The organism is Pantoea sp. EKM10T (assembly GCF_011800685.1).
In the GTDB taxonomy this organism is placed as follows: domain Bacteria; phylum Pseudomonadota; class Gammaproteobacteria; order Enterobacterales; family Enterobacteriaceae; genus Pantoea; species Pantoea agglomerans.
In genome coordinates this window covers 121,307-145,771 of record NZ_JAALEU010000003.1, presented here as the reverse complement: position 1 = coordinate 145,771, position 24,465 = coordinate 121,307, and the positions used below count along the sequence as shown (strand labels likewise).

28 protein-coding genes and 1 riboswitch are annotated in these 24,465 nt (G+C 56.6%); of the genes, 15 read left to right on the top strand and 13 right to left on the bottom strand.

What is annotated here, in order from left to right; translation table 11 throughout:
• Nucleotides 1–79: 79 nt before the first annotated feature.
• The 4 genes from HFD95_RS07205 (at nt 80) to glsB (ending at nt 2,912) form a co-directional block, all read left to right on the top strand.
• A complete protein-coding gene (locus HFD95_RS07205; protein ID WP_010247416.1) occupies nt 80–253 on the top strand; it encodes a GhoT/OrtT family toxin in 174 nt (57 codons plus the stop codon).
• Between the two features lie 104 nt (nt 254–357).
• Nucleotides 358–528 carry a hypothetical protein gene (locus HFD95_RS07200; RefSeq protein ID WP_010247418.1) on the top strand — a complete coding sequence of 57 codons (171 nt, stop codon included), beginning with the start codon at nt 358–360 and terminating at the stop codon, nt 526–528.
• Nucleotides 529–703: 175 nt separating this feature from the next.
• Nucleotides 704–1,903, top strand: coding sequence for an MFS transporter (locus HFD95_RS07195; protein ID WP_050679466.1), 1,200 nt, complete (start codon nt 704–706; stop codon nt 1,901–1,903).
• 82 nt (nt 1,904–1,985) lie between these two features.
• A complete protein-coding gene (gene glsB, locus HFD95_RS07190; RefSeq protein ID WP_010247422.1) occupies nt 1,986–2,912 on the top strand; it encodes a glutaminase B in 927 nt (308 codons plus the stop codon).
• Nucleotides 2,913–3,050: 138 nt separating this feature from the next.
• Here glsB and HFD95_RS07185 read toward each other — a convergent pair whose 3' ends face one another.
• Nucleotides 3,051–3,980 carry an Rpn family recombination-promoting nuclease/putative transposase gene (locus HFD95_RS07185; RefSeq protein WP_062759161.1) on the bottom strand — a complete coding sequence of 310 codons (930 nt, stop codon included), beginning with the start codon at nt 3,978–3,980 and terminating at the stop codon, nt 3,051–3,053.
• A 214-nt stretch (nt 3,981–4,194) separates the two neighbouring features.
• Nucleotides 4,195–5,133: a D-2-hydroxyacid dehydrogenase gene (locus tag HFD95_RS07180; RefSeq protein WP_167430019.1), complete on the bottom strand. Its 939-nt coding sequence runs from the start codon at nt 5,131–5,133 to the stop codon at nt 4,195–4,197.
• Nucleotides 5,134–5,355: 222 nt separating this feature from the next.
• On the opposite strand from HFD95_RS07180, the gene HFD95_RS07175 reads away from it, so the two are divergent.
• The 3 genes from HFD95_RS07175 to HFD95_RS07165 all read left to right on the top strand — a co-directional run bounded on the left by HFD95_RS07175 (nt 5,356) and on the right by HFD95_RS07165 (nt 8,355).
• Nucleotides 5,356–5,775, top strand: coding sequence for a DUF2946 domain-containing protein (locus HFD95_RS07175; RefSeq protein ID WP_167430018.1), 420 nt, complete (start codon nt 5,356–5,358; stop codon nt 5,773–5,775).
• A gap of 45 nt (nt 5,776–5,820) precedes the next feature.
• Nucleotides 5,821–7,551 carry a DUF2534 family protein gene (locus HFD95_RS07170; RefSeq protein ID WP_167430017.1) on the top strand — a complete coding sequence of 577 codons (1,731 nt, stop codon included), beginning with the start codon at nt 5,821–5,823 and terminating at the stop codon, nt 7,549–7,551.
• A 126-nt stretch (nt 7,552–7,677) separates the two neighbouring features.
• On the top strand, nt 7,678–8,355 hold the full coding sequence (locus HFD95_RS07165; RefSeq protein ID WP_154210282.1) for a pirin family protein: 678 nt from the start codon (nt 7,678–7,680) through the stop codon (nt 8,353–8,355).
• 45 nt (nt 8,356–8,400) lie between these two features.
• Here HFD95_RS07165 and HFD95_RS07160 read toward each other — a convergent pair whose 3' ends face one another.
• Entirely contained in the window at nt 8,401–8,628 is a 228-nt protein-coding gene (locus tag HFD95_RS07160; protein ID WP_167430016.1) for a hypothetical protein, read from the bottom strand.
• A 172-nt stretch (nt 8,629–8,800) separates the two neighbouring features.
• Here HFD95_RS07160 and HFD95_RS07155 point away from each other — a divergent pair, with 172 nt between their 5' ends.
• The 6 genes from HFD95_RS07155 to crtB all read left to right on the top strand — a co-directional run bounded on the left by HFD95_RS07155 (nt 8,801) and on the right by crtB (nt 15,311).
• Nucleotides 8,801–9,331 carry a YtfJ family protein gene (locus tag HFD95_RS07155; protein ID WP_010247442.1) on the top strand — a complete coding sequence of 177 codons (531 nt, stop codon included), beginning with the start codon at nt 8,801–8,803 and terminating at the stop codon, nt 9,329–9,331.
• Nucleotides 9,332–9,549: 218 nt separating this feature from the next.
• A complete protein-coding gene (locus HFD95_RS07150) occupies nt 9,550–10,458 on the top strand; it encodes a polyprenyl synthetase family protein (RefSeq protein ID WP_033760185.1) in 909 nt (302 codons plus the stop codon).
• Nucleotides 10,459–10,467: 9 nt separating this feature from the next.
• Nucleotides 10,468–11,763 carry a glycosyltransferase gene (locus HFD95_RS07145; RefSeq protein WP_167430015.1) on the top strand — a complete coding sequence of 432 codons (1,296 nt, stop codon included), beginning with the start codon at nt 10,468–10,470 and terminating at the stop codon, nt 11,761–11,763.
• Nucleotides 11,750–12,910, top strand: coding sequence for a lycopene beta-cyclase CrtY (crtY, locus tag HFD95_RS07140; RefSeq protein ID WP_167430014.1), 1,161 nt, complete (start codon nt 11,750–11,752; stop codon nt 12,908–12,910). Before HFD95_RS07145 ends, crtY begins: the two co-directional genes overlap by 14 nt.
• Entirely contained in the window at nt 12,907–14,385 is a 1,479-nt protein-coding gene (locus HFD95_RS07135; protein ID WP_167430013.1) for a phytoene desaturase, read from the top strand. The genes crtY and HFD95_RS07135 overlap by 4 nt, the downstream gene beginning before the upstream one ends.
• The gene (gene crtB / locus HFD95_RS07130; protein WP_167430012.1) at nt 14,382–15,311 is read left to right on the top strand and encodes a 15-cis-phytoene synthase CrtB; all 930 of its coding nucleotides are present in this window, start codon (nt 14,382–14,384) and stop codon (nt 15,309–15,311) included. The genes HFD95_RS07135 and crtB overlap by 4 nt, the downstream gene beginning before the upstream one ends.
• Here crtB and HFD95_RS07125 read toward each other — a convergent pair.
• Both HFD95_RS07125 and HFD95_RS07120 read right to left on the bottom strand, forming a co-directional pair.
• The gene (locus tag HFD95_RS07125; protein WP_022624706.1) at nt 15,250–15,777 is read right to left on the bottom strand and encodes a sterol desaturase family protein; all 528 of its coding nucleotides are present in this window, start codon (nt 15,775–15,777) and stop codon (nt 15,250–15,252) included. The genes crtB and HFD95_RS07125 overlap by 62 nt on opposite strands.
• A 148-nt stretch (nt 15,778–15,925) precedes the next feature.
• Nucleotides 15,926–16,195: a hypothetical protein gene (locus HFD95_RS07120; protein WP_010247470.1), complete on the bottom strand. Its 270-nt coding sequence runs from the start codon at nt 16,193–16,195 to the stop codon at nt 15,926–15,928.
• Nucleotides 16,196–16,512: 317 nt separating this feature from the next.
• On the opposite strand from HFD95_RS07120, the gene HFD95_RS07115 reads away from it, so the two are divergent.
• Together HFD95_RS07115 and HFD95_RS07110 are read left to right on the top strand one after the other, a co-directional pair.
• Nucleotides 16,513–17,055, top strand: a complete 543-nt coding sequence (locus HFD95_RS07115) for a thioredoxin domain-containing protein (RefSeq protein ID WP_167430011.1) — start codon at nt 16,513–16,515, stop codon at nt 17,053–17,055.
• Between the two features lie 252 nt (nt 17,056–17,307).
• Nucleotides 17,308–17,721 (top strand): ASCH domain-containing protein, encoded by a 414-nt coding sequence (locus HFD95_RS07110; protein ID WP_010247476.1) that lies wholly within the window; start codon nt 17,308–17,310, stop codon nt 17,719–17,721.
• A gap of 9 nt (nt 17,722–17,730) precedes the next feature.
• On the opposite strand, the gene HFD95_RS07105 is transcribed toward HFD95_RS07110, so the two are convergent.
• The 8 genes from HFD95_RS07105 to HFD95_RS22070 form a co-directional block, all read right to left on the bottom strand.
• Nucleotides 17,731–18,699 (bottom strand): HesA/MoeB/ThiF family protein, encoded by a 969-nt coding sequence (locus tag HFD95_RS07105; protein ID WP_167430010.1) that lies wholly within the window; start codon nt 18,697–18,699, stop codon nt 17,731–17,733.
• A gap of 9 nt (nt 18,700–18,708) precedes the next feature.
• Entirely contained in the window at nt 18,709–19,467 is a 759-nt protein-coding gene (locus HFD95_RS07100) for a thiazole synthase (RefSeq protein WP_045140170.1), read from the bottom strand.
• Nucleotides 19,468–19,469: 2 nt separating this feature from the next.
• A complete protein-coding gene (gene thiS, locus HFD95_RS07095) occupies nt 19,470–19,667 on the bottom strand; it encodes a sulfur carrier protein ThiS (protein ID WP_010247485.1) in 198 nt (65 codons plus the stop codon).
• On the bottom strand, nt 19,657–20,595 hold the full coding sequence (locus tag HFD95_RS07090; RefSeq protein WP_033760161.1) for an FAD-dependent oxidoreductase: 939 nt from the start codon (nt 20,593–20,595) through the stop codon (nt 19,657–19,659). The genes thiS and HFD95_RS07090 overlap by 11 nt, the downstream gene beginning before the upstream one ends.
• Nucleotides 20,596–20,726: 131 nt before the next feature.
• Nucleotides 20,727–20,846: riboswitch (TPP riboswitch) on the bottom strand.
• A gap of 63 nt (nt 20,847–20,909) precedes the next feature.
• Nucleotides 20,910–21,455, bottom strand: a complete 546-nt coding sequence (locus HFD95_RS07085; RefSeq protein ID WP_033786853.1) for a cysteine hydrolase family protein — start codon at nt 21,453–21,455, stop codon at nt 20,910–20,912.
• 244 nt (nt 21,456–21,699) lie between these two features.
• The gene (locus HFD95_RS07080; RefSeq protein WP_033786852.1) at nt 21,700–22,014 is read right to left on the bottom strand and encodes a helix-turn-helix transcriptional regulator; all 315 of its coding nucleotides are present in this window, start codon (nt 22,012–22,014) and stop codon (nt 21,700–21,702) included.
• A gap of 16 nt (nt 22,015–22,030) precedes the next feature.
• On the bottom strand, nt 22,031–23,149 hold the full coding sequence (locus HFD95_RS07075) for an alkene reductase (RefSeq protein WP_167430009.1): 1,119 nt from the start codon (nt 23,147–23,149) through the stop codon (nt 22,031–22,033).
• 268 nt (nt 23,150–23,417) lie between these two features.
• Nucleotides 23,418–24,305: a hypothetical protein gene (locus HFD95_RS22070; RefSeq protein WP_232526469.1), complete on the bottom strand. Its 888-nt coding sequence runs from the start codon at nt 24,303–24,305 to the stop codon at nt 23,418–23,420.
• Nucleotides 24,306–24,465: the final 160 nt, after the last annotated feature.

Below are 24,465 nucleotides of genomic sequence, written 5' to 3'. Positions count from 1 at the left end.
AACCCTGATTCACTTGATCTGGATCACAAAAATCCGCATCATGCGCAGCGAAAACCTTAATGACGCTGCGGAGATATCAATGACACTGTACCAGGGTATGCTAATTTTCTATGCCGTTGTTGCATTGATCGCTACGCTGATCACGTTCTTCATCGCCAAAGATAAGCTGAGCATCAAACTGCTGAGCGCCTTTCTGGTGGGGGCCACCTGGCCGATGAGTTTTCCTGTCGCGCTGATGTTTGCTCTGTTTTAATTGACATTATCCCCTTAGATACCACACTCAGGTAAGACGTCCCTGACCTGCAAACCGCCGATCACCGACGTGGCCTTGTTCATGACGGTTAATAAGGAGCGGATATGCGCGTTATCAGTGTGATGATTCTGGTTTCTCTTCTCAGTGCCTGTAGTGCCCCATGGCACGCTGAAAAACCGGTTCCGGCGGCCGAAACCCGCCAGCAGACCTGCCAGCCAGGCTCCAATCCCAGCCAGAACGACTGCGGTCATTTCCCTGAACCTGAATTCCATTGATCCTGTCACAAGGCGATCGCTGCTGTGAGATCTCAATTACGCTATTTCATCGCATAACAAGGCTTTACACGCTGCTAACCGGTCAGTAAAGTAGCGCCCAGACATCAATTCTGATGCGTAAGCGTTAACGTCAACCAACGCCCCCGCAGCACTGCTGCATGTGATGATCCCTGCCATGATGCCTGTACAACACCCAGCTAAACCTCTCGCTGCGTATTCCAGCGCCACATTTTTTTTGTTCGTCCTGCTGCTGACCGCGGCTAATCTTCGTGCGCCCATTACTGTCATCGGCCCGGTACTACAGGATATCCGCCAGACCTTTGGCCTGAGTGTCGGTGAAGCAGGTCTGTTTAACTTTATTCCACTGATGCTGTTTGCCCTGCTCGCCCCACTGGCCGCCTGGCTGGGAAATCGCGTCGGGCTTGAGCGCAGTTTATGGGGCGCGCTATGCCTGATCACTGCCGGTTCGCTGTTGCGCTGGCTGCCTGCTGAAGCGGCGTTGTGGAGCGGAACGCTGCTGCTCAGCGCAGGCATTGCCGCCGCCAACGTGCTGCTGCCGCCACTGATTAAACGCGATTTCACCGCCCACACCGCTAAATATATTGGCCTTTATGCCGCCACCATGTCGATTACTGCCAGCCTGGCATCTGGCATTGCCGTTCCGCTGAGCCAGCTTTCAGCGGCTGGCTGGCGACTCTCGCTGGTTGTCTGGGCGCTACCGGGACTGATTGCGCTACTCGTCTGGCTGCCGCTGTTACGTCAACGGCGTTCAACCGTAGCGCCCGCAGATGCGCCCGTTGCATATCGCCATCCGTGGCGAACGGCAGGCGGCTGGCAAATTGCACTGTTTATGGCGCTGCAATCGCTGGCGTTTTATACCCTGATTGACTGGTTTACGCTGTTTGCCCAGGATAACGGCTTCAGTCAGGCCCACGCAGGCTGGCTGCTGTTCTGGTATCAGGCAATTGCGATCGTCGCTAACCTGGGCTGCATGGTGGCGCTGAAGCGGGTAAAAGATGCACGGCTTACCGCGTTTATTGCTTCATCAGGCATTTTCCTCGGCATGCTGGGCCTATTGCTCAATCCGCAGTGGGCCGTCATCTGGCTGACACTGGCCGGACTGGGCGCAGGCGCATCACTGGTGCTCTGCCTCTCACTGTTTAATCTGCGAGCCACTCATCACCGTCAGGCGTCACAACTGTCGGGCATGGCACAGTGTGTCGGATATGCGCTGGCGGCACTCGGCCCTTTGTTCTTTGGCGTGCTCCATGAGCAGAGCGGTAACTGGACGCTGCCCTTCAGCGTGCTGGCAATGCTGAGCCTGTTACAGATGCTGCTGGCTCCGCTGGCAGCGCAGTCAAAACCCATTAGCTGAAAATGCGGCGGAGCCGTTAACAATAAATGACTCGCCGATCGCGGATGCTTAGCATCACGGGTCGGCGGGAATCGACGGGAGAATGTGCGTGTCTGAACTGAATAATGCTCTGCTGCAGGAGATCCTGGATCAGGTGCGTCCGCTGATCCATCAGGGAAAGGTGGCTGACTATATCCCTGCGCTGGCGGATGTGGCTGCCGATCATCTGGCAATAGCGGTTTGCCTGCGTGATGGCACCCTCTTTCAGGCGGGCGATGCTGAGACGCGCTTTTCGATTCAGTCGATCTCCAAGGCGCTTTCTCTGACCGTAGCACTGACCCGCTATGAGGACAGCGAAATCTGGCAGCGGGTCGGCAAAGAGCCTTCTGGCCAGCCATTTAATTCATTGGTTCAGCTGGAGCTGGAACAGGGCAAGCCGCGTAATCCGTTTATTAATGCCGGTGCGCTGGTGATTTGCGATCTGCTGGAAACCCGACTGACCGCCCCGCGTCAGCGAATGCTGGAAATTGTGCGCCAGCTGAGTCAGCAGTCCGATATCAATTATGATCGCCACGTTGCCCGCTCTGAGTTCGAACATTCGGCCCGCAATGCAGCGATCGCCTGGCTGATGAAGTCGTTTGGAAATTTCGACAACGATGTCACCAGCGTGATGCAGACCTATTTCCACTACTGTTCCCTGTCGATGAACTGCGTTGAGCTGGCCCGCACGTTTATCTATCTGGCGAATCAGGGCAAAACGCTGGATGGCAGCCAGATGATTACTCCACGTCAGGCGCGGCAGATCAACGCACTGATGATCACCAGCGGGATGTACGACGGCGCTGGCGAATTCGCGTGGCGGGTCGGGATGCCCGCAAAATCGGGCGTGGGTGGCGGGATTATTGCCATTATCCCAGGTGAGATGAGCATTGCCGTCTGGTCGCCTGGGCTGGATAGCGCGGGCAATTCTCTGGCCGGTACCGCTGTGCTGGAATTGCTGACCGAGAAGCTGGGGCGATCGATATTCTGAGTCTGAGCGCGCAAGTCACAGGCTCGCTGTGGTGAAATGCAACGGGGTTCCCTTGATTTCAGGAAGCTGATTTTGCATTTTCCTTGTAGTCCGCTGGCGATTTGAGTCGTCAGCGATAATCAGAACTCAAAAAATTAATTAGTGCGAAATCTGTGCCAGGTCCTCTTCACTCAGACCAGTCATCTGCATAACGGTATTGCGATCCATGCCACTCTCTAGCATGGTGTGGGCAATTCTGAGGCTTGCTCCACGACTACCTTCTGTCCGTCCCTGTTCAATACCCTGCTCAATACCTTTTTCAAGCCCTATCTGCTCAAGCTGTTGTGCGATAGTCATAAGTGCGTTCTCGTGTTGGGGCACACGCTGTGCCAGCTCCCGTACAAAGGCTTTGGCGTCCGATGTTTCACCCGCCTGTACAATGTAGTGTACCAGCGTTATCACCTGTGATGAAGAGTGATAGCCAGCCTGCAAAATGGTTACCAGCCGGTCCATCATTTCAGCCAGATCACGCTGCCGGATATGCTTCTGCAACAGGGTCAGAGCCGCCATGCTGCGATGTTGCATGATCTCATCGTCAGGAATCACCGTGACATCGACCAGCGGAAAACTGCGGCTGTATAGCCTGTCCGCCAGCGCCGGGTCGTCGAACTCATCCAGCCACCGGGTCGAATAGGGATAGGGAGTGCGTCTGCCAGTGTAAAACAGGATGGGAATTACCAGCGGCAACCGCTTATGCCCTGCTTCAAGATGGCGCTGCATGGCAGCCACGGCATAGCGCATCAGCCGAAATGCCATATGTTTGTCTGGCACAGACTGATGCTCAATGAGTACATGGATATATCCATCGCCAGCGGTTGTTTTAAGACTGTAAAGCACGTCGCTAAAGTACTGCCGAAGGTCATCCTCGACAAATGACCCCGACTCCAGTTTCAGCGTGCTGAGATCACAGCATATGCGCAGCTCTGGCGGCAAATGCAGCTCCATGAAATCCCGGGCAATATCCGGCTGAGTCAGAAATTGCCGGAATGTGGCATCATGAGGCACAGGCGTACTGTTCTTCTTTTTCACTGGCCAGAATCCTTTCTGTTCCTGAAACGCTTACAACGGCTGATTCAGCCAGTAAAAGACGCTAATTCCTGTAGCGCACGAACGTTTAAACTCCTGATGAAAATAACGAAATTAATACCCTGATGACTAAACCGCGTAAAACGCTTTTCCTGAAATCTACGAGGTTGCTCTGAATATCAACCCATGTTGGGCATTAAAAACTATTCCATCTGACTCAGCTCACCACATTAATTGGCTCGCCCTGAATAAAGGCCGCGATATTGGCCATCACGCCAGCCACCAGATTCTCCACGCCGCTGCGACTTGCCCAGGCGATGTGCGGCGTCAGCAGCAGAGTTGGCAGATCCGCCAGCAGCGGATTATCCGGAGCGGGCGGCTCGCTGCTCAGCACATCCAGCGCCGCACCACCAATCTGCCCCTGCTTTAACGCGGCAGCAAGATCGGCCTCGTTAATCAGTCCGCCACGAGCCGTGTTTATCAGCAGCGCCTGTGGCTTCATTTTATCCAGCGCATCGCGATCAATCATCTGGCGGGTGCTGTCACTCAGCGGGCAGTGCAGCGAAATGATGTCGCTGGTCGCCAGCATCTGCTCAAAGCTGACATAACCGTCACGCACTCTTTCACTGCCTTTGCGCTCGGCGTACTGCACCTGCATTCCCAGCGCCTGGGCCAGCCTTCCGACCGCCTGGCCGATGTCGCCTTTGCCCACGATGCCCAGCGTGGCTCCGCCAATATCCCCTATCGGCTGATGATGCACACAGAAGTGCTTAGCCTGGGGCCAGTCGATGCGGGTATTGCTGGCATAAGCCATCAGCTGACGGCGCAGGGCAAAAATTGCGGCTATCACCGCCTCTGAAACGCTCTGAGTTGAATAGCCTGGAACATTACTGACCACGATGCCGCGTGCGCGGCAGGCATCAAGATCGATACAGTCATAGCCCGTCGCTGCGACACAGATAAAACGCAGTTCAGGCAGTTGTTGCAGTGTGTCAGCCCGCAACGGCACCTTATTGGTGATAGCGACCGTTGCGCCCGCCAGCGAAGACACAATGTCATCAGCCGGAGTCTGCGCGCGAATCTCCCAGTCAGCCTGCTGTTGACCGGTCGGCAGGGGTACCGGCAGCGTGTCACCATCCAGCATTACAATTTTCATTTTTTTATTCCTTCATTGGGTTTGGTTAAACCGCAGGCGAATGATTAATGTTATTTGTATGTGCACCGCGAGTAACAACTAAGTTAAATGATGCTGAAATTAAAGTGAAAATGTTCAAAGAGTGCGAATTTTTTCGGAACAGATGCCACTTTATTTAACCCTTTTATTCCCTTCGCGTTACACTGCCGCCCTGAATTCTGACCTCATACGACCGTTGAAATCATGCCGGGATCTTCACTCAGACAACGACTCACCGCCGGTATTGCGATACTGGCCGTGCTGCTGTTGTTTGTTGCACCGATGATCTCAAAGAATCTCGCTGAACATCATGCCAGGATGCAAGGCGCTTCGATCATGAGCGCAGAGATGCCGATGATGGATCATCACAGCGAGATGTCGATGGCGGATCACGGGATGATTATGGGCCCGGGCTTTGCCTGTGGCTACTGCGATCTGCTGGTGCATGTTCCGCTGATGCTCTGGGTTTTTATCCCGTTTATCTGGTGGATGTGCCTGATCAGCCGCGCCCCGCCGCCAGCGGCTATCAATCCACCCCAATGGCAACGGCTGCTGCGTCTTCATCGACCGCGCGCGCCACCCTTTATCGCGTCACACTCACTGCTTACTAATCCGATTGCGTGACAACGTCACCTGATCGTCTTTGTCTTTTGAAAAGTGTGGAATGCTATGTCCTCTTCTCAGGAAATGTCCCCTGCACCGCGCGGCACGGTGTTTAATCTCTTTCGCCGCCTGCATTTTTATATCGGCCTGTTTATTGCGCCGTTTATTTTTGTCGCGGCACTCACCGGCACGCTCTACGTTCTGACGCCGCAACTGGAACAGGCTATCTACCATGATGCCCTGACCACCGATGCCCAGGGTGAGGCCCAACCGTTGTCCGCCCAGATTGCCGCTGCGCGAGCCCGTGCCGGTGAATCAGCACGCATTTACGCTGTGCGTCCGGCACCCGGCCCGCAGGATACAACCCGCGTGCAGTTTGCCGAGCCACAGCTTGGCCCATCGGAATCACGATCGCTGTTTATTGACCCCTACACCCTGCAGGTGAAAGGCGATATGACGGTGTATGGCACCAGCGGTGTGCTGCCGCTGCGCATGTGGCTGGATCAGCTGCATCGCGGCCTGTTGCTGGGTGATTTTGGCCGAAACTACAGTGAACTGGCAGCCTCCTGGCTGTGGGTCGCTGCGCTGGGTGGGATTGTCTTATGGTCCGGCACCCGGCCGCCGCGCATCCGCAGTAAAGCACGGAGCGGCTTCGCGGCAACCCGTCACTGGCATGTCACGCTGGGGCTGCTGCTGGCAATCGGACTGGTGTTCTTTTCAGTAACCGGGCTGACCTGGTCACAGTGGGCGGGCAATAATATTGAAAAGATGCGCAGCGACTTTGGCTGGAAAACGCCGCAGGTTAATACCGCGCTAAACGGTAACGCGCCCGCTGAAGCCGCCGATCCCCATGCTGACCATCGCGGCGCAATGGAAGGGATGACGATGTCCGGAATGACCATGCCAGCGAAAACCGCTGCGCCTGTGATTCTCAATCAGCCGAATGCCAGCTGGGATCAGGCGCTGGCAGCGGCGCGTCAGGCCGGACTGCACGCAGCGAAACTGGAACTACGCCAGCCTAAGAACGCTGAACAGGCGTGGACGGTTTCGGAGATTGACCGCAGCTGGCCAAGCCAGGTCGATGCGGTTTCAATTAACCCGACTGATTTTAGCGTGGTTGACCGCGTTGAGTTCGCCAGCTTCCCGCTGGTGGCGAAACTGACCCGCTGGGGCGTGGATGCGCATATGGGCGTGCTGTTTGGCCTGCCTAATCAGCTGATTCTGGCGCTGTCTGGCTTTGGACTCTGCACAATGATTGTGCTGGGCTACCGCATGTGGTGGATTCGTCGCCCGGCTGTTCCGCAGCTCAACCCCTCGCAGACGCTGTTATCCGCCTGGCTGGCGCTGCCGCGCTATGCGCAGGGCACCAGCCTGATAGTGATGCTGGCGCTGGGATATGCCCTGCCCGTTATGGGTATCAGCCTGCTGGTGCTGGTGCTGCTGGATATTCAGCGCTGGCGCAGCGCACAGCGCGCCGCGGTCGTTCGCGTGGATGTCGCCCCGGACAAGCAGTCGCCGCTGGCCATCGTCCAGTCGCGTTTTGCCGGGAAGCGCAAAGAGATGCGCTATTTTCTGCGCAGCGTGACGGTGCTGGCGCTGATTGTCATTACGGTGATGGCGAATGCGATGATTGGCGGAGTGATTGATCAGTATCAGATCCCCTTCAGTCACTGGTCGCTGACCATGTATATCACCCAGGCGATGATGATTCTGCTCTACTCCACGGTCTTTACCGGGCTGTTGTCGATTCCACTCTGGTATTTCTTCCTCGGTGAGAGCGACGAACAGGGCAAGTAAGCTGGCAAGACACCCTAAACTCTATTATTCAAAATAACTGACGAAGCCGGGCAAAACTCCCGGCTTCTCATTCTCCGCCTGAGGTCTATGATCGTTGTTATGAGTCACTTTATTTGAGAGCAAATCATGAACATTGTGCGAGCTAATCCTGAACAACTGTTTGAGTACGGTCCTTTTACCGTCCGGCGCCAGCGTCCTGGCGAGGCGTTAAGCCCGCTGGTCAGTGTTGATCTGATGTCGCTAAAACTCGATGCCCGGATTCCGATGCAGCAGCATCAGGATGAAGAAGTTTTCACCTACCTGTGGCGTGGTTCGATGCAGCATCAGGACAGTAATGGCGAACGTACCCAGCTCTCTGCAAAACGCGTGATGGTGGTGAACGCGGGTGATGGCGTTCAATATGAAGAGTCGGTGCCGTTGTATGAAGCGGAGCTGTTGCAGGCGGTTATCCGGCCTGCACAGCAGGGCGGTGAAGCGATGACCCAAGTGCTGGAGCGCGATCAGGGCATTATGACCAATGGCTGGACCGAACTGGCCGGGCCGGAAGAGTCTGATGCGCCGCTGGAACTTCGCCAGGAAGTCTACATCTTCGACACACTGCTTGAGCGCAACCATACGCTGGACGTGCCGTCGATGCCGGGCTTTGTCGCTTATCTCACCGTGCTTGAAGGGATTATTCGCGTCGGCGATCTGCGACTGGGTCGCGGTGATGCCGTCAGCGGGCTGGATTCCAGCATTGAGATCGTGGGCGATCGGGATGCCAATCTGGTCTGCTTCCTGGTAAAGCCCGATAATTTTGCATAAAAAAGCGCGGGAACTTTCCCGCGCTCACGTCTTGTTTAACGCAGATTAAAGCGTGCTCCGTTGCTGCATCGCCTGAACCCGTTTATAGGCATGATCGAACTGACGTAAATCATCGAGAAGCCAGTGGCGTTGCGTCAGCGGAGCATCATCCAGCGCCTGCGGCAGCGGCACACCCGCCAGCGATCCCCGGCAGCAAAAGGCACGCGCCAGCGTTGGGGTGGCAATGCCGATATAACGGGCAAATTCAGGTAATGTCATCAATGCTGTACTCATTTCCCACCTCCTGTAAACACAATCTCCCCTGCATTTTCAGGCCAAATCCTGAATGCTTTTATTGATCTGAAACATAGATGTGGTACTAATCTTCTGCATGCTAATGAGAGCGTTCACCGCGTCTGACGCAAACCGAGAAAGAAGTGAGGAACCCGTGCGCCATTATGGATTGATGATTGCCCTGCTGTTTTCCGGCTTTGCCACCGCTCACACCCTGACCCCTGGTCAGCCTGTACCACCTGTCTTCGTTGCCGATAAAGGCGAAATGGTGCTGAATCAGGGCGACATAAATTATCAGCGCTGGAACAGTCAGACTCTGACCGGAAAAGTTCGTCTGGTGATTCATGTGGCGGGTCGTCTCTCAGCGAAGGATCAGAGTGCACGATTAATCGAAGCCATTCAGCAGGCCAGCCTGCCGCGTGACCGTTTTCAGACCACCACCATCGTGAATACTGACGATGCGCTGCCTGGCAGTGCCATTTTTGTGGTGCGCAGCATCGCTTCCAGTAAAAAAGCGGCACCGTGGCAGCAATTCATTATCGACAGCAGTGGCGTAACCGCGCACAGCTGGCATCTTAAGCCGGAAAGCGCGTCCGTGGTGGTGATTGATCCGGCAGGCATTGTGCGCTTTGCTAAAGATGGCGCATTATCTGCGGAGGATGTCGCCAGCGTGATGAAACAGCTGCGCGCATTACTGGGTTAATTCACGCATAATGCCCGTCCGGCTATCGCCGCAAAACGCGGAATGCTGCTGAATTCTCCGACATTTTTATTATCGTGAACTACTCTTAGTTGTAATGGATTAACCCGCCGTTCTTTGAAAACCTGCCAACTATGCTATGGCAGTCGGGGACGATTATTGAAGATGGCATCGAATCATTCGACCTGCTGTGACTTCCTCTGTAGATAAGGACAGCCATGATGACGGTCTGTGCAGAACAACACGTCAATTTCATACACAGCGATGCAGCCAGCCTGTTGAACGACATTGAGCAACGGCTTGATCAGCTTTTACCGGTTGAAAGCGAACGTGACTTAGTGGGCGCTGCCATGCGCGACGGTGCACTGGCACCAGGAAAGCGTATCCGTCCACTGCTGTTGTTGCTGGCAGCGCGCGATCTGGGCTGCAACGCCACGCCTGCCGGCCTGCTTGATCTCGCCTGCGCGGTAGAGATGGTGCATGCCGCATCACTGATTCTGGATGACATGCCCTGCATGGATGATGCGCAACTGCGTCGCGGACGTCCGACCATTCATTGCCAGTATGGTGAACATGTCGCGATTCTGGCCGCGGTGGCCCTGCTGAGTAAGGCATTCGGCGTGGTCGCTGCGGCAGAAGGCTTAACGGCAACCGCCAGAGCCGACGCTGTAGCAGAATTATCCCACGCAGTCGGCATGCAGGGGCTGGTGCAGGGGCAGTTTAAGGATCTCTCCGAAGGTGACAAGCCACGCAGCGCTGACGCCATTCTGATGACCAATCACTATAAAACCAGCACCCTGTTCTGCGCCTCCATGCAGATGGCCTCTATCGTGGCTGAAGCCTCAGGTGAAGCCCGCGAACAGCTGCACCGTTTTTCGCTTAATCTTGGTCAGGCTTTCCAGCTACTGGACGATCTCACTGACGGCATGGCCGACACCGGTAAAGATGCTCATCAGGATGACGGGAAATCAACGCTGGTGAATCTGCTGGGGCCACAGGCGGTTGAAACGCGACTGCGCGATCATCTGCGCTGCGCCAGCGAGCATCTGTTATCGGCCTGCCGGGACGGTTATGCCACACACCATTTTGTTCAGGCCTGGTTTGAGAAAAAACTCGCTGCCGTCAGTTAAGGATGCTGCATGAGCCACTTTGCGGTCATTGCACCGCCTTTCTATAGCCATGTGCAGGCGCTTCAGCATCTTAGCCAGGCCTTAATCGCACGCGGACACCAGATCACTTTCATCCAGCAGACGGACGTTGGCGCGCTACTCACCGATAGCCGGATCGGCTTTTTCCCGCTGGGTTTAGCCTCGCATCCGGCGGGCAGTCTGGCACACACCCTGCAACTGGCGGCGCATCCTCTCGGCCCCTCAATGCTGAAACTGATCAATGAGATGGCCCGCAGCACCGATATGCTCTGTCGTGAACTGCCCGTGGTGCTGAGCACCCTGGCGATTGATGGCGTGATCGTCGATCAGATGGAGCCTGCCGGTGCACTGGCGGCAGAAGCGCTGAACCTGCCTTATGTTTCGGTTGCCTGTGCGCTGCCACTTAACCGTGAAGCGGATTTCCCGCTGGCCGTGATGCCGTTTGACTATGCCAGGACCGATCAGGCACGGGAACGCTATCGCACCAGTGAAAAAATCTATGACTGGCTGATGCGACGTCACGATCGGGTGATCGCCCGCAACGCTCATGCGATGGGATTAGCGCCACGGGAAAAACTGCATCACTGTTTTTCACCGCTGGCGCAGATCAGCCAGCTGATTCCGGAACTGGATTTTCCCCGCCAGGCGTTGCCCGATCATTTCCATTCGGTTGGCCCGCTGCGTACCACTGAACCGGCACCCGCCGAGGCGCAGCCTCGCTACTTCCCGCATGGCGACAGACCGCGCATTTTTGCTTCCCTCGGCACGCTGCAGGGACATCGCTACGGCCTGTTTAAAACCATCGTCCGCGCCTGCCAGGAGATCGACGCTCAGTTATTGCTGGCGCATTGCGGTCGGTTGTCACCTTTCCAGGCGGAGAAACTGGCGCAGGCCAGCCATGTTCAGGTGGTCGATTTTGCCGACCAGGCGGCTGCACTGGCGCAGGCCGATCTTGCCATTACGCACGGCGGCATGAATACGGTGCTGGATGGGATTAACCATCTGACGCCGCTGCTGACGATCCCGCTGGCCTTTGATCAGCCGGGTGTGGCTGCCAGAGTGGTCTGGCACGGTATCGGACGTCGCGCCTCACGCTTTACCACCAGCCACTCCATGGCGCGTCAGCTCCAGACCTTACTGGCTGATGAAAGCTACGTTCAGCAGATGAAAACGCTGCGTAGCGCACTTCGTCAGGCGGGCGGAACCACCCTGGCAGCGGGCATCGTCGAACAGGCGATGCTGACCCGCCAGCCGGTGCTCACCAGGAGAGACTATGCCGCGGTATGATCTGATTCTGGTGGGCGCGGGGCTGGCCAACGGGCTGATCGCCCTGCGCCTGAGACAGCAGCGGCCCTCCCTGCGCATTCTGCTGATTGACGCCGAACGTGAACCGGGTGCCAATCACACCTGGTCGTTTCATGCGGAAGATCTCACCGAAACGCAGCATCGCTGGATCGCTCCGCTGGTAGTACATCACTGGCCTGGCTATGAGGTCCGCTTTCCCCAACGCAGTCGCAGTCTGAACAGTGGCTATTTTTGCGTGACTGCGGAGCGCTTCGCGCAGGTCATCCGCGACAGGTTTGCGCCGGATCTGCTGCTGAATACCCGGGTTGCGGGCATCGCTTCACGCACGGTTACGCTGGACGATGGCCGGGTGCTGGAGAGTGACGCAGTGATTGATGGCCGTGGCTACCAGCCCGATGCCGCGCTGCGCATGGGCTTCCAGTCGTTTGTCGGACAGGAGTGGCAGCTCAGCGATCCACATGGACTGACCGCGCCGATCATCATGGATGCCACGGTAGATCAGCAGGCAGGCTATCGCTTTGTCTACAGCCTGCCCTTTTCTGCAGACACCCTGCTGATTGAAGATACCCACTACATTGATAACGCCACGCTGGAAGGCGATCGCGCCCGTCAGAATATCCGCGACTATGCCGCGCAGCAGGGGTGGCGATTAGACCGGCTGCTACGCGAAGAGCAAGGCGCGTTGCCCATTACGCTGACTGGCGACGTGGCCACCTTCTGGCAGAAACGCGATTTGCCCTGCAGCGGTTTGCGTGCCGGGTTATTCCATCCGACTACCGGCTATTCTCTGCCGCTGGCGGTCGCGCTGGCTGACCGGCTGGCGCAGATGCAGACGTTTACCTCTGAGACCCTGCACGCCACCATTCAGCAGTTCGCCAGTCAGGCCTGGCAGCAACAGCGCTTCTTCCGCATGCTGAACCGTATGCTGTTTCTGGCGGGTCCGGCTGACCAGCGCTGGCAGGTTATGCAACGTTTTTACGGCCTTCCCGAAGGTCTGATCGCCCGTTTTTATGCGGGAAAACTCACTTTGCCTGATCGGCTGCGCATCTTAAGCGGCAAGCCCCCGGTCCCCGTTCTGGCGGCGTTACAGGCTATTATGACTCCTCACCGTCAACAGGCGATGCAATGAATAGAACTACAGTAATTGGCGCAGGCTTTGGTGGTCTGGCCCTGGCCATTCGCCTTCAGGCGTCAGGCGTTCCCACCCGACTGCTGGAGCAGCGTGACAAGCCGGGCGGCCGGGCTTATGTCTATCAGGATCAGGGCTTCACGTTTGATGCCGGCCCCACGGTAATCACCGATCCCAGCGCCATTGAAGAGCTGTTCACCCTCGCGGGTAAAAAGCTCTCTGACTATGTCGAGCTGATGCCGGTGAAGCCGTTTTATCGCCTCTGCTGGGAGTCCGGCAAGGTGTTCAGTTATGACAACGATCAGCCCGCGCTGGAAGCGCAGATTGCCGCGTTTAATCCACGTGACGTTGAAGGATATCGTCGCTTTCTGGCCTATTCCCGAGCGGTGTTTGCTGAAGGCTATCTGAAGCTTGGCACCGTGCCGTTTCTGTCATTCCGCGACATGCTGCGGGCCGCGCCTCAGCTGGCAAAACTTCAGGCATGGCGCAGCGTTTACAGCAAAGTGGCGAGCTACATTGAAGATGAGCATCTGCGTCAGGCCTTCTCTTTCCACTCACTGCTGGTGGGCGGAAATCCGTTTGCCACTTCCTCAATCTATACCCTGATTCATGCGCTGGAACGTGAATGGGGCGTCTGGTTCCCGCGCGGTGGCACGGGCGCGCTGGTGCAGGGCATGGTGAAACTGTTTGAAGATCTGGGCGGCGAAGTGGAGCTCAATGCCAGCGTTGTCCGGCTGGAGACCCAGGAAAACAGGATTACCGCGGTACACCTGAAAGATGGCCGGGTCTTCCCGACCCGCGCGGTTGCCTCCAACGCAGATGTGGTTCACACCTACCGCGAACTGCTGAGCCAGCACCCCGCTTCGCAGGCGCAGGGACGGTCACTGCAGAACAAACGCATGAGCAACTCGCTGTTTGTGATCTATTTTGGCCTGAATCATCATCACGATCAGCTGGCGCACCACACGGTCTGCTTTGGTCCGCGCTATCGTGAGTTGATTGATGAGATCTTTAACAAAGATGGCCTGGCAGAGGACTTCTCGCTCTATCTGCATGCGCCCTGCGTGACCGATCCCTCACTGGCGCCGGAGGGCTGCGGCAGCTACTACGTGCTGGCGCCAGTTCCGCACCTCGGCACCGCCGATATCGACTGGGCCGTTGAAGGTCCGCGCCTGCGCGATCGCATTTTTGACTATCTGGAACAGCACTATATGCCGGGCCTGCGGAGCCAGTTGGTCACGCATCGCATCTTCACGCCGTTTGATTTCCGCGATGAGCTGAATGCGTATCAGGGCTCGGCCTTCTCGGTGGAGCCGATCCTGACGCAAAGCGCCTGGTTCCGGCCTCACAACCGCGATAAAAATATTAATAATCTCTATCTGGTCGGTGCAGGTACCCATCCTGGCGCGGGTATTCCAGGCGTGATTGGCTCGGCCAAGGCTACCGCAGGATTGATGCTGGAGGATCTGGCTTGAATAGTCCGTCACTGCTCGATCATGCCGTAGACACCATGGAGGTGGGATCGAAAAGCTTTGCCACCGCGTCAAAACTGTTTGATGCCAAAACCCGACGCAGCGTGCTGATGCTCTACGCCTGGTGCCGTCACTGTGATGATGTGATTGACGATCAGGTCCTGGGATTCAGCAACGATACGCCATCGCTGCAATCCGCCGAACAGCGCCTGGCGCAGCTGGAGATGAAAACGCGTCAGGCCTATGCCGGGTCCCAGATGCATGAGCCCGCCTTTGCGGCCTTTCAGGAGGTGGCAATGGCACACGATATTCTGCCTGCTTACGCTTTTGATCATCTGGCGGGATTTGCGATGGACGTGCATGAGACACGCTATCAGACGCTGGATGATACGCTGCGTTACTGTTACCACGTCGCGGGCGTGGTTGGCCTGATGATGGCGCAGATTATGGGCGTACGCGACAACGCCACGCTGGACCGCGCCTGCGATCTCGGTCTGGCGTTTCAGCTGACCAATATTGCGCGCGATATCGTTGAAGATGCTGAAGCGGGACGCTGCTATCTGCCCGCTGCGTGGCTGGCTGAAGAGGGGCTGACCCGAGAGAATCTCGCCGACCCGCAAAATCGCCAGGCATTAAGCCGCGTCGCCCGTCTGCTGGTGGAAACGGCAGAGCCCTATTATCGATCGGCATCGGCTGGCCTGCCGGGTTTACCGCTGCGTTCAGCGTGGGCGATTGCTACCGCGCAGCAGGTCTATCGAAAAATCGGTATGAAGGTGGTTCAGGCGGGCTCACAGGCGTGGGATCAACGCCAGTCCACCAGCACGCCAGAAAAACTGGCACTGCTGGTGGCGGCATCGGGTCAGGCGGTTACTTCCCGGATGGCGCGTCACGCTCCTCGCCCCGCTGACCTCTGGCAGCGCCCCGTTTAACGCCATGACGTTCTCGCAGCGTCGCCTGCAGTTTTGACAGCGGCGGCGCGTAGAGAAAGCCAAACGAGACACAGCCCTCTTTGCCTCGTACCGCATGATGCATGCGGTGCGCCATATAAAGCCTGCGTAAATAACCCCGGCGCGGAACATAGCGGAATGGCCAGCGCTGATGCACCAGGCCGTCATGCACAATAAAATAGAGCAGGCCGTAGAGCGTCATACCCGCGCCGATCCACTGCAAGGGCCAGACACCCGTGCTGCCCAGATAAATGAGCAAAATCGACAGAGCGGCGAACACTACGGCATAGAGGTCATTAACCTCAAACCAGCCTTTATGCGGTTCATGATGTGACAGATGCCAGCCCCAACCCCAGCCATGCATAATGTATCTGTGCGCCAGTGCAGCCGTTATCTCCATTCCGATAACAGTGACCAGAACAATCAGGGCATTCCAAATCCACAACATAGTTTCTCCCGAACATGCATCCTGCAAAGTGGCGCAGAGGTACAATTTTAACAGAGATTGGGGAAAACAGTGTTCAGGAGAAAAATAAGGGAACACGCTGTTGAAGCTTGAGTGAGGACCATCCTGATGTTTGTGTAGGACGCAGCCTTTAAAGCAGATCGTGATTCAGCGGGGTGCGAAAAGCGTGGCGTGCCGCGGTCATTAACTGACTGGCGGTGACGGTCGTGGGTAATCGCATCAGAATTTTGCTCGCCTGCCAGTAACAGAGCAGCATAACCTCATCCTCCTCTTTTTCAGCCAGTTCATGCAGGCGGGCGCGCAGTGATAACACATCAATGGTCTGCTGCTCGTCAAGCATGTCAGAGATCGTCTGATTGATGACGTGATGGAGAGTTTTCCAGGTGAGATCGGTATGCAAAATTAACCTCTTCTAACGCTTATCAGCTCCGGGCAAACAAACAGCAGTGAAGCAGCTTAAATGGCTGCATCCTGCAAAAGATTGCACACTGCTGACAACTATAGCTGTTCGTGGGCGGCTACGCCGTGCCAGCAGTTGAAAATGCCAAAGTTGGCAATTCTAACGACTAATGGACCTGCCTGTCGCGTATTACACGCGACTCATCAGCTGATTGCTGTTTTTTGTAACAATTGCAGCTGATTCTTAACTGGCTGATGTCAGAGGGATTTGCCAGGGTAAACAGGTTTCCCGTCTCGTTAATGTTCAAGGAGTTGTCGATGAGTCAGCACGCTGATGTACTGGTATGGGGCCACGGCCCTGAGATATTTGAAGTCTTTCTGGAACCCACCTGTCCTTTTTCGGTGCGCGCCTTCAATAAATTCGACGCGCTAATGGCGCACGCGGGTGAAGAGAACATCACCCTGAAGATCCGTCTGCAATCACAGCCGTGGCACCTCTATTCCGGACTGATAGTGCGCTATATCCTTGCCGCCGCCTGCGAAAGTAAAGAGGCCGCGAAAAAGGTGATGCAGGCGGTGGCCGATCACCGTGAAGAGTTTGAGTTCACCGATCACTGTACCGGTCCGAACCGCGATGCCACGCCGAATCAGATCCTCGCCCGCCTGAAAGAGGTCAGCGGCGTGAATGCCAGCGCCGCATTTGATCAGCCCGACCTGCAGAACGCCATTAAATGGCACTGCAAATATGCCCGCCAGAATGGCATTCACGTTTCACCGACTTTTATGGTTAACGGTCTGGTACAGCCTGAAATCAGCAGCGGTGACGATATAGCGCACTGGGCAAGCTTTCTGATTCGTTAATCTTAGTGCGCGGCTGTGCCTGGCCGCGCCAGACTAAGTCTCTCCTTTGCGACCCCACTCACGCGCAAACTCAATATCCTGATAATTAAGCCTGTTTTCCCATGTGGAGGCCGGTTAAGCTGTACCGCTATCAGCAGCAGACGGTGGGAATAAAGCCGCTACTGTTGTTCATTTTAACGGCACCGCTGGCCTGCATGGCGATAACCTGACGTTACGCCGGGCCCGCACGCCTAATTCATTGAGGATTTGCTGATGACGATGACGCTGCAACAACTGCAGGACAAATATCCGGGTGCCTTCACAGATGCATTTGGTGACTCCCCGGAATTAGCCAGCGAGCTCGCAACGCTGATTATTGCCGGTAAGAAAGTGGCCACCTGCGGGTCGTTGCGGAGCTGGCAGGATCAGGAAGCATTGCCTCAACCGGGCGGTTACAGCATTGTTCTCAACGGCGAACAGCAGCCCGTCTGCGTGATCCGCACCACCGGCTTGTTCCTGACGCGCTTTGATCGCGTCACGCCAGAGATGGCGATGCTGGAGGGTGAAGGCGATCTGAGCCTCGACCACTGGCGTCAGGAACATCAGCGCTACTTCGAGCGTGAAGGCTATTTTCACAGCGAAATGGAGCTGATCTTCGAGACGTTCCAGCTGGTCGAGGTGGTCTAAACCGGCACGCTACAGCGTGTTTGCCGCCACCAGCGCAAGCCGCGCAATCCCCCGCGCGGCAAGGTTCTCAGCCGCCTGGGCTGCGCGCATGCCACTGGCACACACCAGAACCACACGCTGATTGACCGGCGGTTGCCAGTCCGCTATCTGCTGCGGCAGAATTCGCACCACCCGCTCGGCCACACTGACCGGTGCCTCTTCCAGGCTGCGCAACTCCACTATGCAATCATCCTCCATCAGCATGGCCCGATCGATAAAGGGCGTGCCGGGCGCGTCAGGTTCAGGTGCGTCATCAAAACGAAACTGCCTGATATGCCAGTCAACAAAGTCACAGTGGATCATGCAGCCGAGCGGCGATGGCGTCAGTTTTAACAATACGCTCAGCGCCATCTGTGCCTGCATTGCGCCCAACGTCGCTACCGCCGGTCCCATTACGCCTGCCGTATTGCAGTTACCCGAGGCCGTGGGCAGTTGCGGGAACAGCGCGCGATAGCCAGGCGCACCGCCACAGAATCCGCCAACATAGCCTTTGCGTCCCAGCACCGAAGCGCAGATCAGCGGCAGGCCTGCCGGATAACAGGCGTCGGAGAGCTGATAAGTAATAGCGAAGTTATCCGCCGCATCCACCACCAGATCGATTCCCTCCAGCGCCTGCGGCAGTTGACTGGCGCTTAGCGCGTGTGGATGCGCCTCAACGTGGCAGTCAGGATTGCGCTGCGCCAGCGCACGCTGAGCGCAAAATACTTTCTGCTGGCCCACATCGTCGACGCCAAACAGCGTCTGCCGGTGGAGGTTGTGCAGTTCAACCCGATCGCCATCGTAAAGACGGATAAATCCCACACCCGCGCCTGCCAGTAACGGCAGCAGCGTTGCACTAAGCCCGCCCGCCCCCACCACCAGCACCTTTGCCCTGCTCAGCCGCTGCTGCCCCGCTTCACCAATCTCTGGCAACATCGTCTGTCGCTGATAACGCTCCATCGCTGCTCCTTAACTGAATTGTGCCAGACCAAAAATAGGCGTAGAAGCAGACGCCATGTCGCGCTGCTCCATCAATCCCGCCTGAAACGCCTCGTGTCCGCCGTGGATTGCAGCAGCAAAGGCTCCCGCCATACGCACCGGATCGCGCGCTTTTGCCACCGCCGTGTTGAGCAGCACGCCATCGAAACCCATCTCCATTGCCTGAGCCGCCTGGCCAGGCGCGCCAATGCCCGCATCAATAATCAGCGGCACATCTTTAAACCACGCACGCATAGCGCGCAGTCCCTCGATATTACGCAGCCCCTGGCCGGAGCCGATCGGCGCGCCCCAGGGCATCAGCACTTCACAGCCCGCTTCCAGCAATTTTTCGCCGACAATCAGATCTTCCGTGGTGTAGGGAAACACCTGGAACCCGTCAGCGCAGAGAATCCGCGCGGCTTCAACCAGCGCAAAAGGATCGGGCTGCAACGTGTCGGCATGGCCAATCACCTCCAGCTTGATCCATGGTGTGTCGAACATTTCACGCGCCATCTGCGCCGTCGTCACCGCCTCTTTCACCGTGTGGCAGCCCGCCGTATTCGGCAGAATACGTTTGTTGAGCTGTTGCAGCAGCGTGCGGAAAGCGCCGCCTTCACTGCCTTCCCGCCGCAGGCTGACGGTAATTATCTCCGCGCCTGACGCGTTGATCGCCTGATGCAGAATGTCCGGTGACGGATAACCGGCCGTGCCGAGCAGAAATCGGGATTGCGGAGTAAATTGATAGAACATGGTTAACCTCCCTGCATCGGTGACAGGATTTCGAGCTGGTTGCCCGCCTCAAGTTGCTGGCTGGCATAGCGGCTACGCGGTACAAACTCCCCGTTCAGCGCGGTGGCGACGGTCCGCGGATCGATCTGCTGCTCCGCCATAAGCTCCGCCAGCGTCGTTGCGCCGGTTTCAATCGTGCGTCCATTCAGTTCAACGCGCATGAGTCATCTCCTGAGTCAGTTGCAGCATAAGTTTTTCAGCCATGATCGGGGCCAGCAAAAAGCCGTGGCGGTAGAGGCCGTTAAGTGAGAAACGCCCATTTTCGTAGCGGACTTCCGGCAGGTTCTGCCGGTAAGCAGGACGCAGACCGGTGCCGCTCTCCACGATCCGCGCTTCGGCCAGCGCCGGATGCAGGCTGTAAGCGGCGCTGAGCAATTCCATCATCGCCCGGGCGCTGATCGGGCTGCTGTCGTGGCTTTCCACCATGGTGGCACCCAGCATGAAGTGGCCCCCGGCGCGGGGTACCAGATAGCAGGGAAAGCGCGGGTGCAGCAGCCGGACAGGCCGGGAGAGTTGTACGTCGGATGTGTGCAGGATCACCATTTCGCCCCGCACGGCGCGCAGGGCGGGCTGCCGATCGGTGGCGTGGATGCCACGGCAGTCGATGATTTTGCCACCGGGTTTACCGCTGTGAAAGGGGACGCCAGCCTGTTGCAGTTTGTCGCGCAGTTGCTGCAAGGCGCGGCGCGGATCGAGATGCGCCTCTGCGGCGAAAAACAGGCCGCGGGCAAAGCGGTTTTCCAGCGCGGGTTCGATGTCACCGGGAGAGACCCACTGATGCTGCTGCGTCATGCTGGCGAAGCGCGTGAGTTCACGGCTGTCACGCGGCGGAGCAACCACCAGCGTGCCCTGCTGTTCCACGCCATCAACGCGTTTCGCCCACCAGCTGGCCGCGTGCTGGCCCCATTCGATCACCTGTGGCGGTGCGCTTTCTGCTTCACACCAGGGCGCGAGCATGCCGCCCGCCCAGTGCGAGGCCGCACGGCAGTCAGGCTGGGTAATAACTTCGACCGTTTCTCCCCGCTCCAGCAGCAGCGTGGCGACACAAAGCCCGGCAACGCCGCTGCCGAGCACCGACCAGCGGCTCATGGTGTCCACCGGACAGGAAAAGAAAGATTCAGGATGAGATTTTTCAATTTGGCCTCGTTATCCGTTAACGAAGACCCGTGATACAGAGGGAAAAGGCAGGAACGTTGCGAATGCGCCCCTGCGGCAAGTATCTGATGAGATACCCGTCTTCCTACGCCAGTATCAACTGGGTCAGGTTCTAAGGGTCGCTAAGCCGCGCGGTGCGCTATTAGCCTCTCAGTCTCTCTGGCGAGACTCCCCTGACGGGTTTAGTTGTAAGTTAAGCAGACAGCTTCGTCAAGCAGACTGCATGGAACCGGGTCAGAAAATCGGACTTAACCGGCAGAACCGAAATGCCAGTCAGTTGCGGTTGCCAGCGTCAAAAAGGGGCCCGCCAGCGTCTGGTTGTGATGCGCAATAATCTTCTCCGCAGAGAGGTGGGGATTATCGACGGTGGTGTGCGCATCGGAAATCAGTACGACGTTAAAACCCAGCTCCGGGGCTGCCCGACAGGTAGTATCAACGCAGAACTCCGTTTTCATCCCCGCAATCACCAGTTGCTTAATGCCCTTTTGCTTCAGCTGAAGCTGCAGGCCAGTATCCCTGAAACAGCTGGGATATCTTTTGGTGAAGACGACATCACTCTGCGGGTTAGCCTGCAATTCCGGGATCAGGCGCGTCAGCGGGCTTTGCTCGTTAAAAGGGGAATCATCCGGGCCGATATGGCGTGCGAAAAAGAGGGGGACGGCAGAAGCCCGGGCTTTAGTAATGAGAAGTGAGATGTTCGACAAGATCGAATTTGCGGCGAAGGGAGCCTCGGGACCATTAAAAAGGCCCTGCTGCATGTCGATAATTAAAAGTGCACTTTCAGATGTAACCATGACGTGTCTCCATTCAGTTTTAAGAACGGAGAACAGCTCCCCGTCCGGTTCGGCGGGGAGTGAGAATCAGTTGTGTCAGGTGCCTGTCACAGAGTCGCTCACGCCGCCGCCAGAGGCGGTGGTGGTGACGGTTGTGAAAGACAGAACTGACATAAACATTTTCTGACCCTGAGTTAATGCGTTCGGTGAAGTCACCCTCAGAAGGATGGCGCTGACATCTACATTACCCTGTACGCCGTCGCTTTTAAAGCGCCTGCAGCGATTGGGTTACCGCATCGGTTATTTCACGAATGCGCGGTTCGGCGCGGCGATAGTAAGTCCATTTCCCGACTTTGCTGGCTTCAACCAGCCCCGCATTGTGAAGTGCTTTCAGGCATAACGAGGTGGCGGGCTGTGATAAGCCCGCCTTGTCCTGTATGAGGCTGGCACAGACGCCATACTGATCGAAGGGATAGAGCTGGGTATAGCCCGCAAACGCTTCGTCAGGATCTTTAAGCCACTTCAGCACTGCCACTCTGGTCGGGTTGGACAGTAACTTCAGGGCATTTTCGGGGGACATGCCGCCTCACAGAATATCAGGATGTATAAAATGGATAGTCAGTATAGCCTTTCTCAGTGCCGCCATACAGGGAGGCGTGATCGACCTCATTCAGCGGATATCCTGATTTAATCCGCGCGGGCAGATCGGGATTAGCGATAAATGAGCGGCCAAAACCAAACAGATCGCCCCAGCCTTTTTCCAGCACATGCTGCGCTTTTTCAGCCGTGTAGCGACCCGAATAGATGATCGGAGAGCGGAATGTTTCCCGCAGCGCGACACGGAAGCTCTCTGGCATCTCCGGGCTGTTGTCCCAGTCGGCTTCAGCAATGGAGAGATAGCCAACTTCCAGCTCGTTCAGCAGTGCTGCTGCGCGGATGTAGGTCGCGTGTGGATCACTTTCAACCAGACCGAGATAGACGCGCTCTTCGTCGGTACTGGTAAACAGAGGCGCAAATCTGACGCCAACGCGGTGGCTGCCAAATACCGAGCTGACCGCCTCAACGACTTCTCGCAGGAAGCGCAGACGATTCTCAGCAGAGCCGCCATATTCATCCGTACGGAAGTTTGTGTGCTCAGAAATAAACTGGTTAATCAGATACCCGTTGGCGGAATGCAGTTCAACACCGTCGAAACCGGCCGCTTTGGCATTCTCCGCCGCGCGTCGGTAAAGCTCTACAATCTCTTTAACTTCCGATGTAGTCAGTGCGCGTGGCTCGCTGGGTGCGGTCAATATCCCGGCGCCGGGCCCGGTTTCAATAAATACCCGAACGTTATCGGCTGCGATGGCTGAAGGGGCAACGGGTGCCTGCTTGCCCGGCTGCAGTTCATTATGCGACACGCGGCCAACATGCCAGAGCTGGCAGAAAATCGTGGCCCCTTGCTGATGTACTGCCTCTGTAACCTTTTTCCAGCCGGCGATCTGCGCTTCGCTGTGGATCCCCGGCGTCCATGCATAGCCCTGCCCGCGAGGCTCAATCTGGGTGCCTTCGGTGATCATCAGTCCCGCGCTGGAACGCTGGCGGTAATACTCCACCATCATCTCGCCGGGAATGTTGCCCGGTTGTTCACTGCGGCAGCGCGTCAGTGGCGGCAGTACAATGCGGTTACGAAGCTGAAGGTCGCCCAGACTCAAGGGGGTAAAAAGTGACGGCATGACAAAAAATCCTCTGATGTGTGAAGAGGCGACATTATATTTACACATTTAAATTTGTAAATGTGTAATCTGTGCTTTTTGTCCAGGGCGGTATCTGTGGTTTCTGGCAGAGGGTCACTATCTGGATGGAGTGCTGACAGCGCGTGGGATTAACAGTCTCACATCGCAGCGCCTGACTGCGTAAAGTCAGGAGGTGATCCTGCAGACGCCGCTTTCAGGCAAATTGCTTCGCCGGGACGGAGGTGCTGCCTGCAGGATCATAAGAACATTAAGAAGCGTATTTTTCAGTGAACGCCTGCCACTGCTGGCGATAAACCTCCAGTTGACTGAGTGCGCCATCAATGGAGGGCTGTGCTTTGTTGTCAGGATTCGGCGTGGCACGAATCAAATCGGCAAAGGTGCTGAAGACAGATTCCATATCACGGCCCGACTTCATGGCTTCCATCATCCCGGCCAGCTCCGCCTGTGGCCGTGCGGTTGCGCTCTTAACCTGGCTTAGATAGTCACGTGCGCTCTCCTGCATGTCGCGTGTTCCATGACGTATGGCTAACGCCAGCGTATCCTGTGCTCCCAGCAACGTCTGACGTTCACGAATGGCAACTTTGACGCTTATCATCTCATCAGCAATCTCATTCGCCTGCTTCTGGTTATCCCCGGAGACATATTTTTCTATCAGTTTATGGAGCTTAGACTGCGTCAGGGTCAGCGCCATGGCTTCCGAGGTATCCGAATTATCGTACTGATTACGGCCCACCTGGCCTTCAGCCAGCACCTCATGGAGTGCAGCGGCAAACTCATCCATAGCGGTCTGCGTATTGGCAGCCGTCATACTCAGAAGCGGAGTAAATGTTCTGGCGTCCCAGCTGGTGTAGGGATCGTTGAATAACGCATATCCGAGGTTAACGGACGGTCCCTGACCGGATGACTTTGTCTTTGCCAGTTCCTCTGAATTTTTGGCCTGCTGCTCTGCCGTAATGGGCTCAGCGATAGCCTGCACCAGGCGCGCTCTTGCCTCGGGCGAGATCACCACCACACTGGCAGGTAATTCTTTTCCGGTAATAGTTTCTTTAGTCGTGTTCTCAGATCTGTTTGTTACGGTGAGCGTGGCTAAATATCCTCTTGCCACCTCTGTTGTCACGCCATTGATTAACCCCATAATGCCCTCTACGGTTTGATTGGTTGAACAATTTATCGGCAAAATGTAACCAATCTTTACCGAGATCTTATTGCTGCCTGGGTTAAGACGTCTCAGGGCAAGTCTGGCTATCATCGCCGCTGCGGCCTGACTTTGATCCAGAAAAGGTTCAGAATCCCCA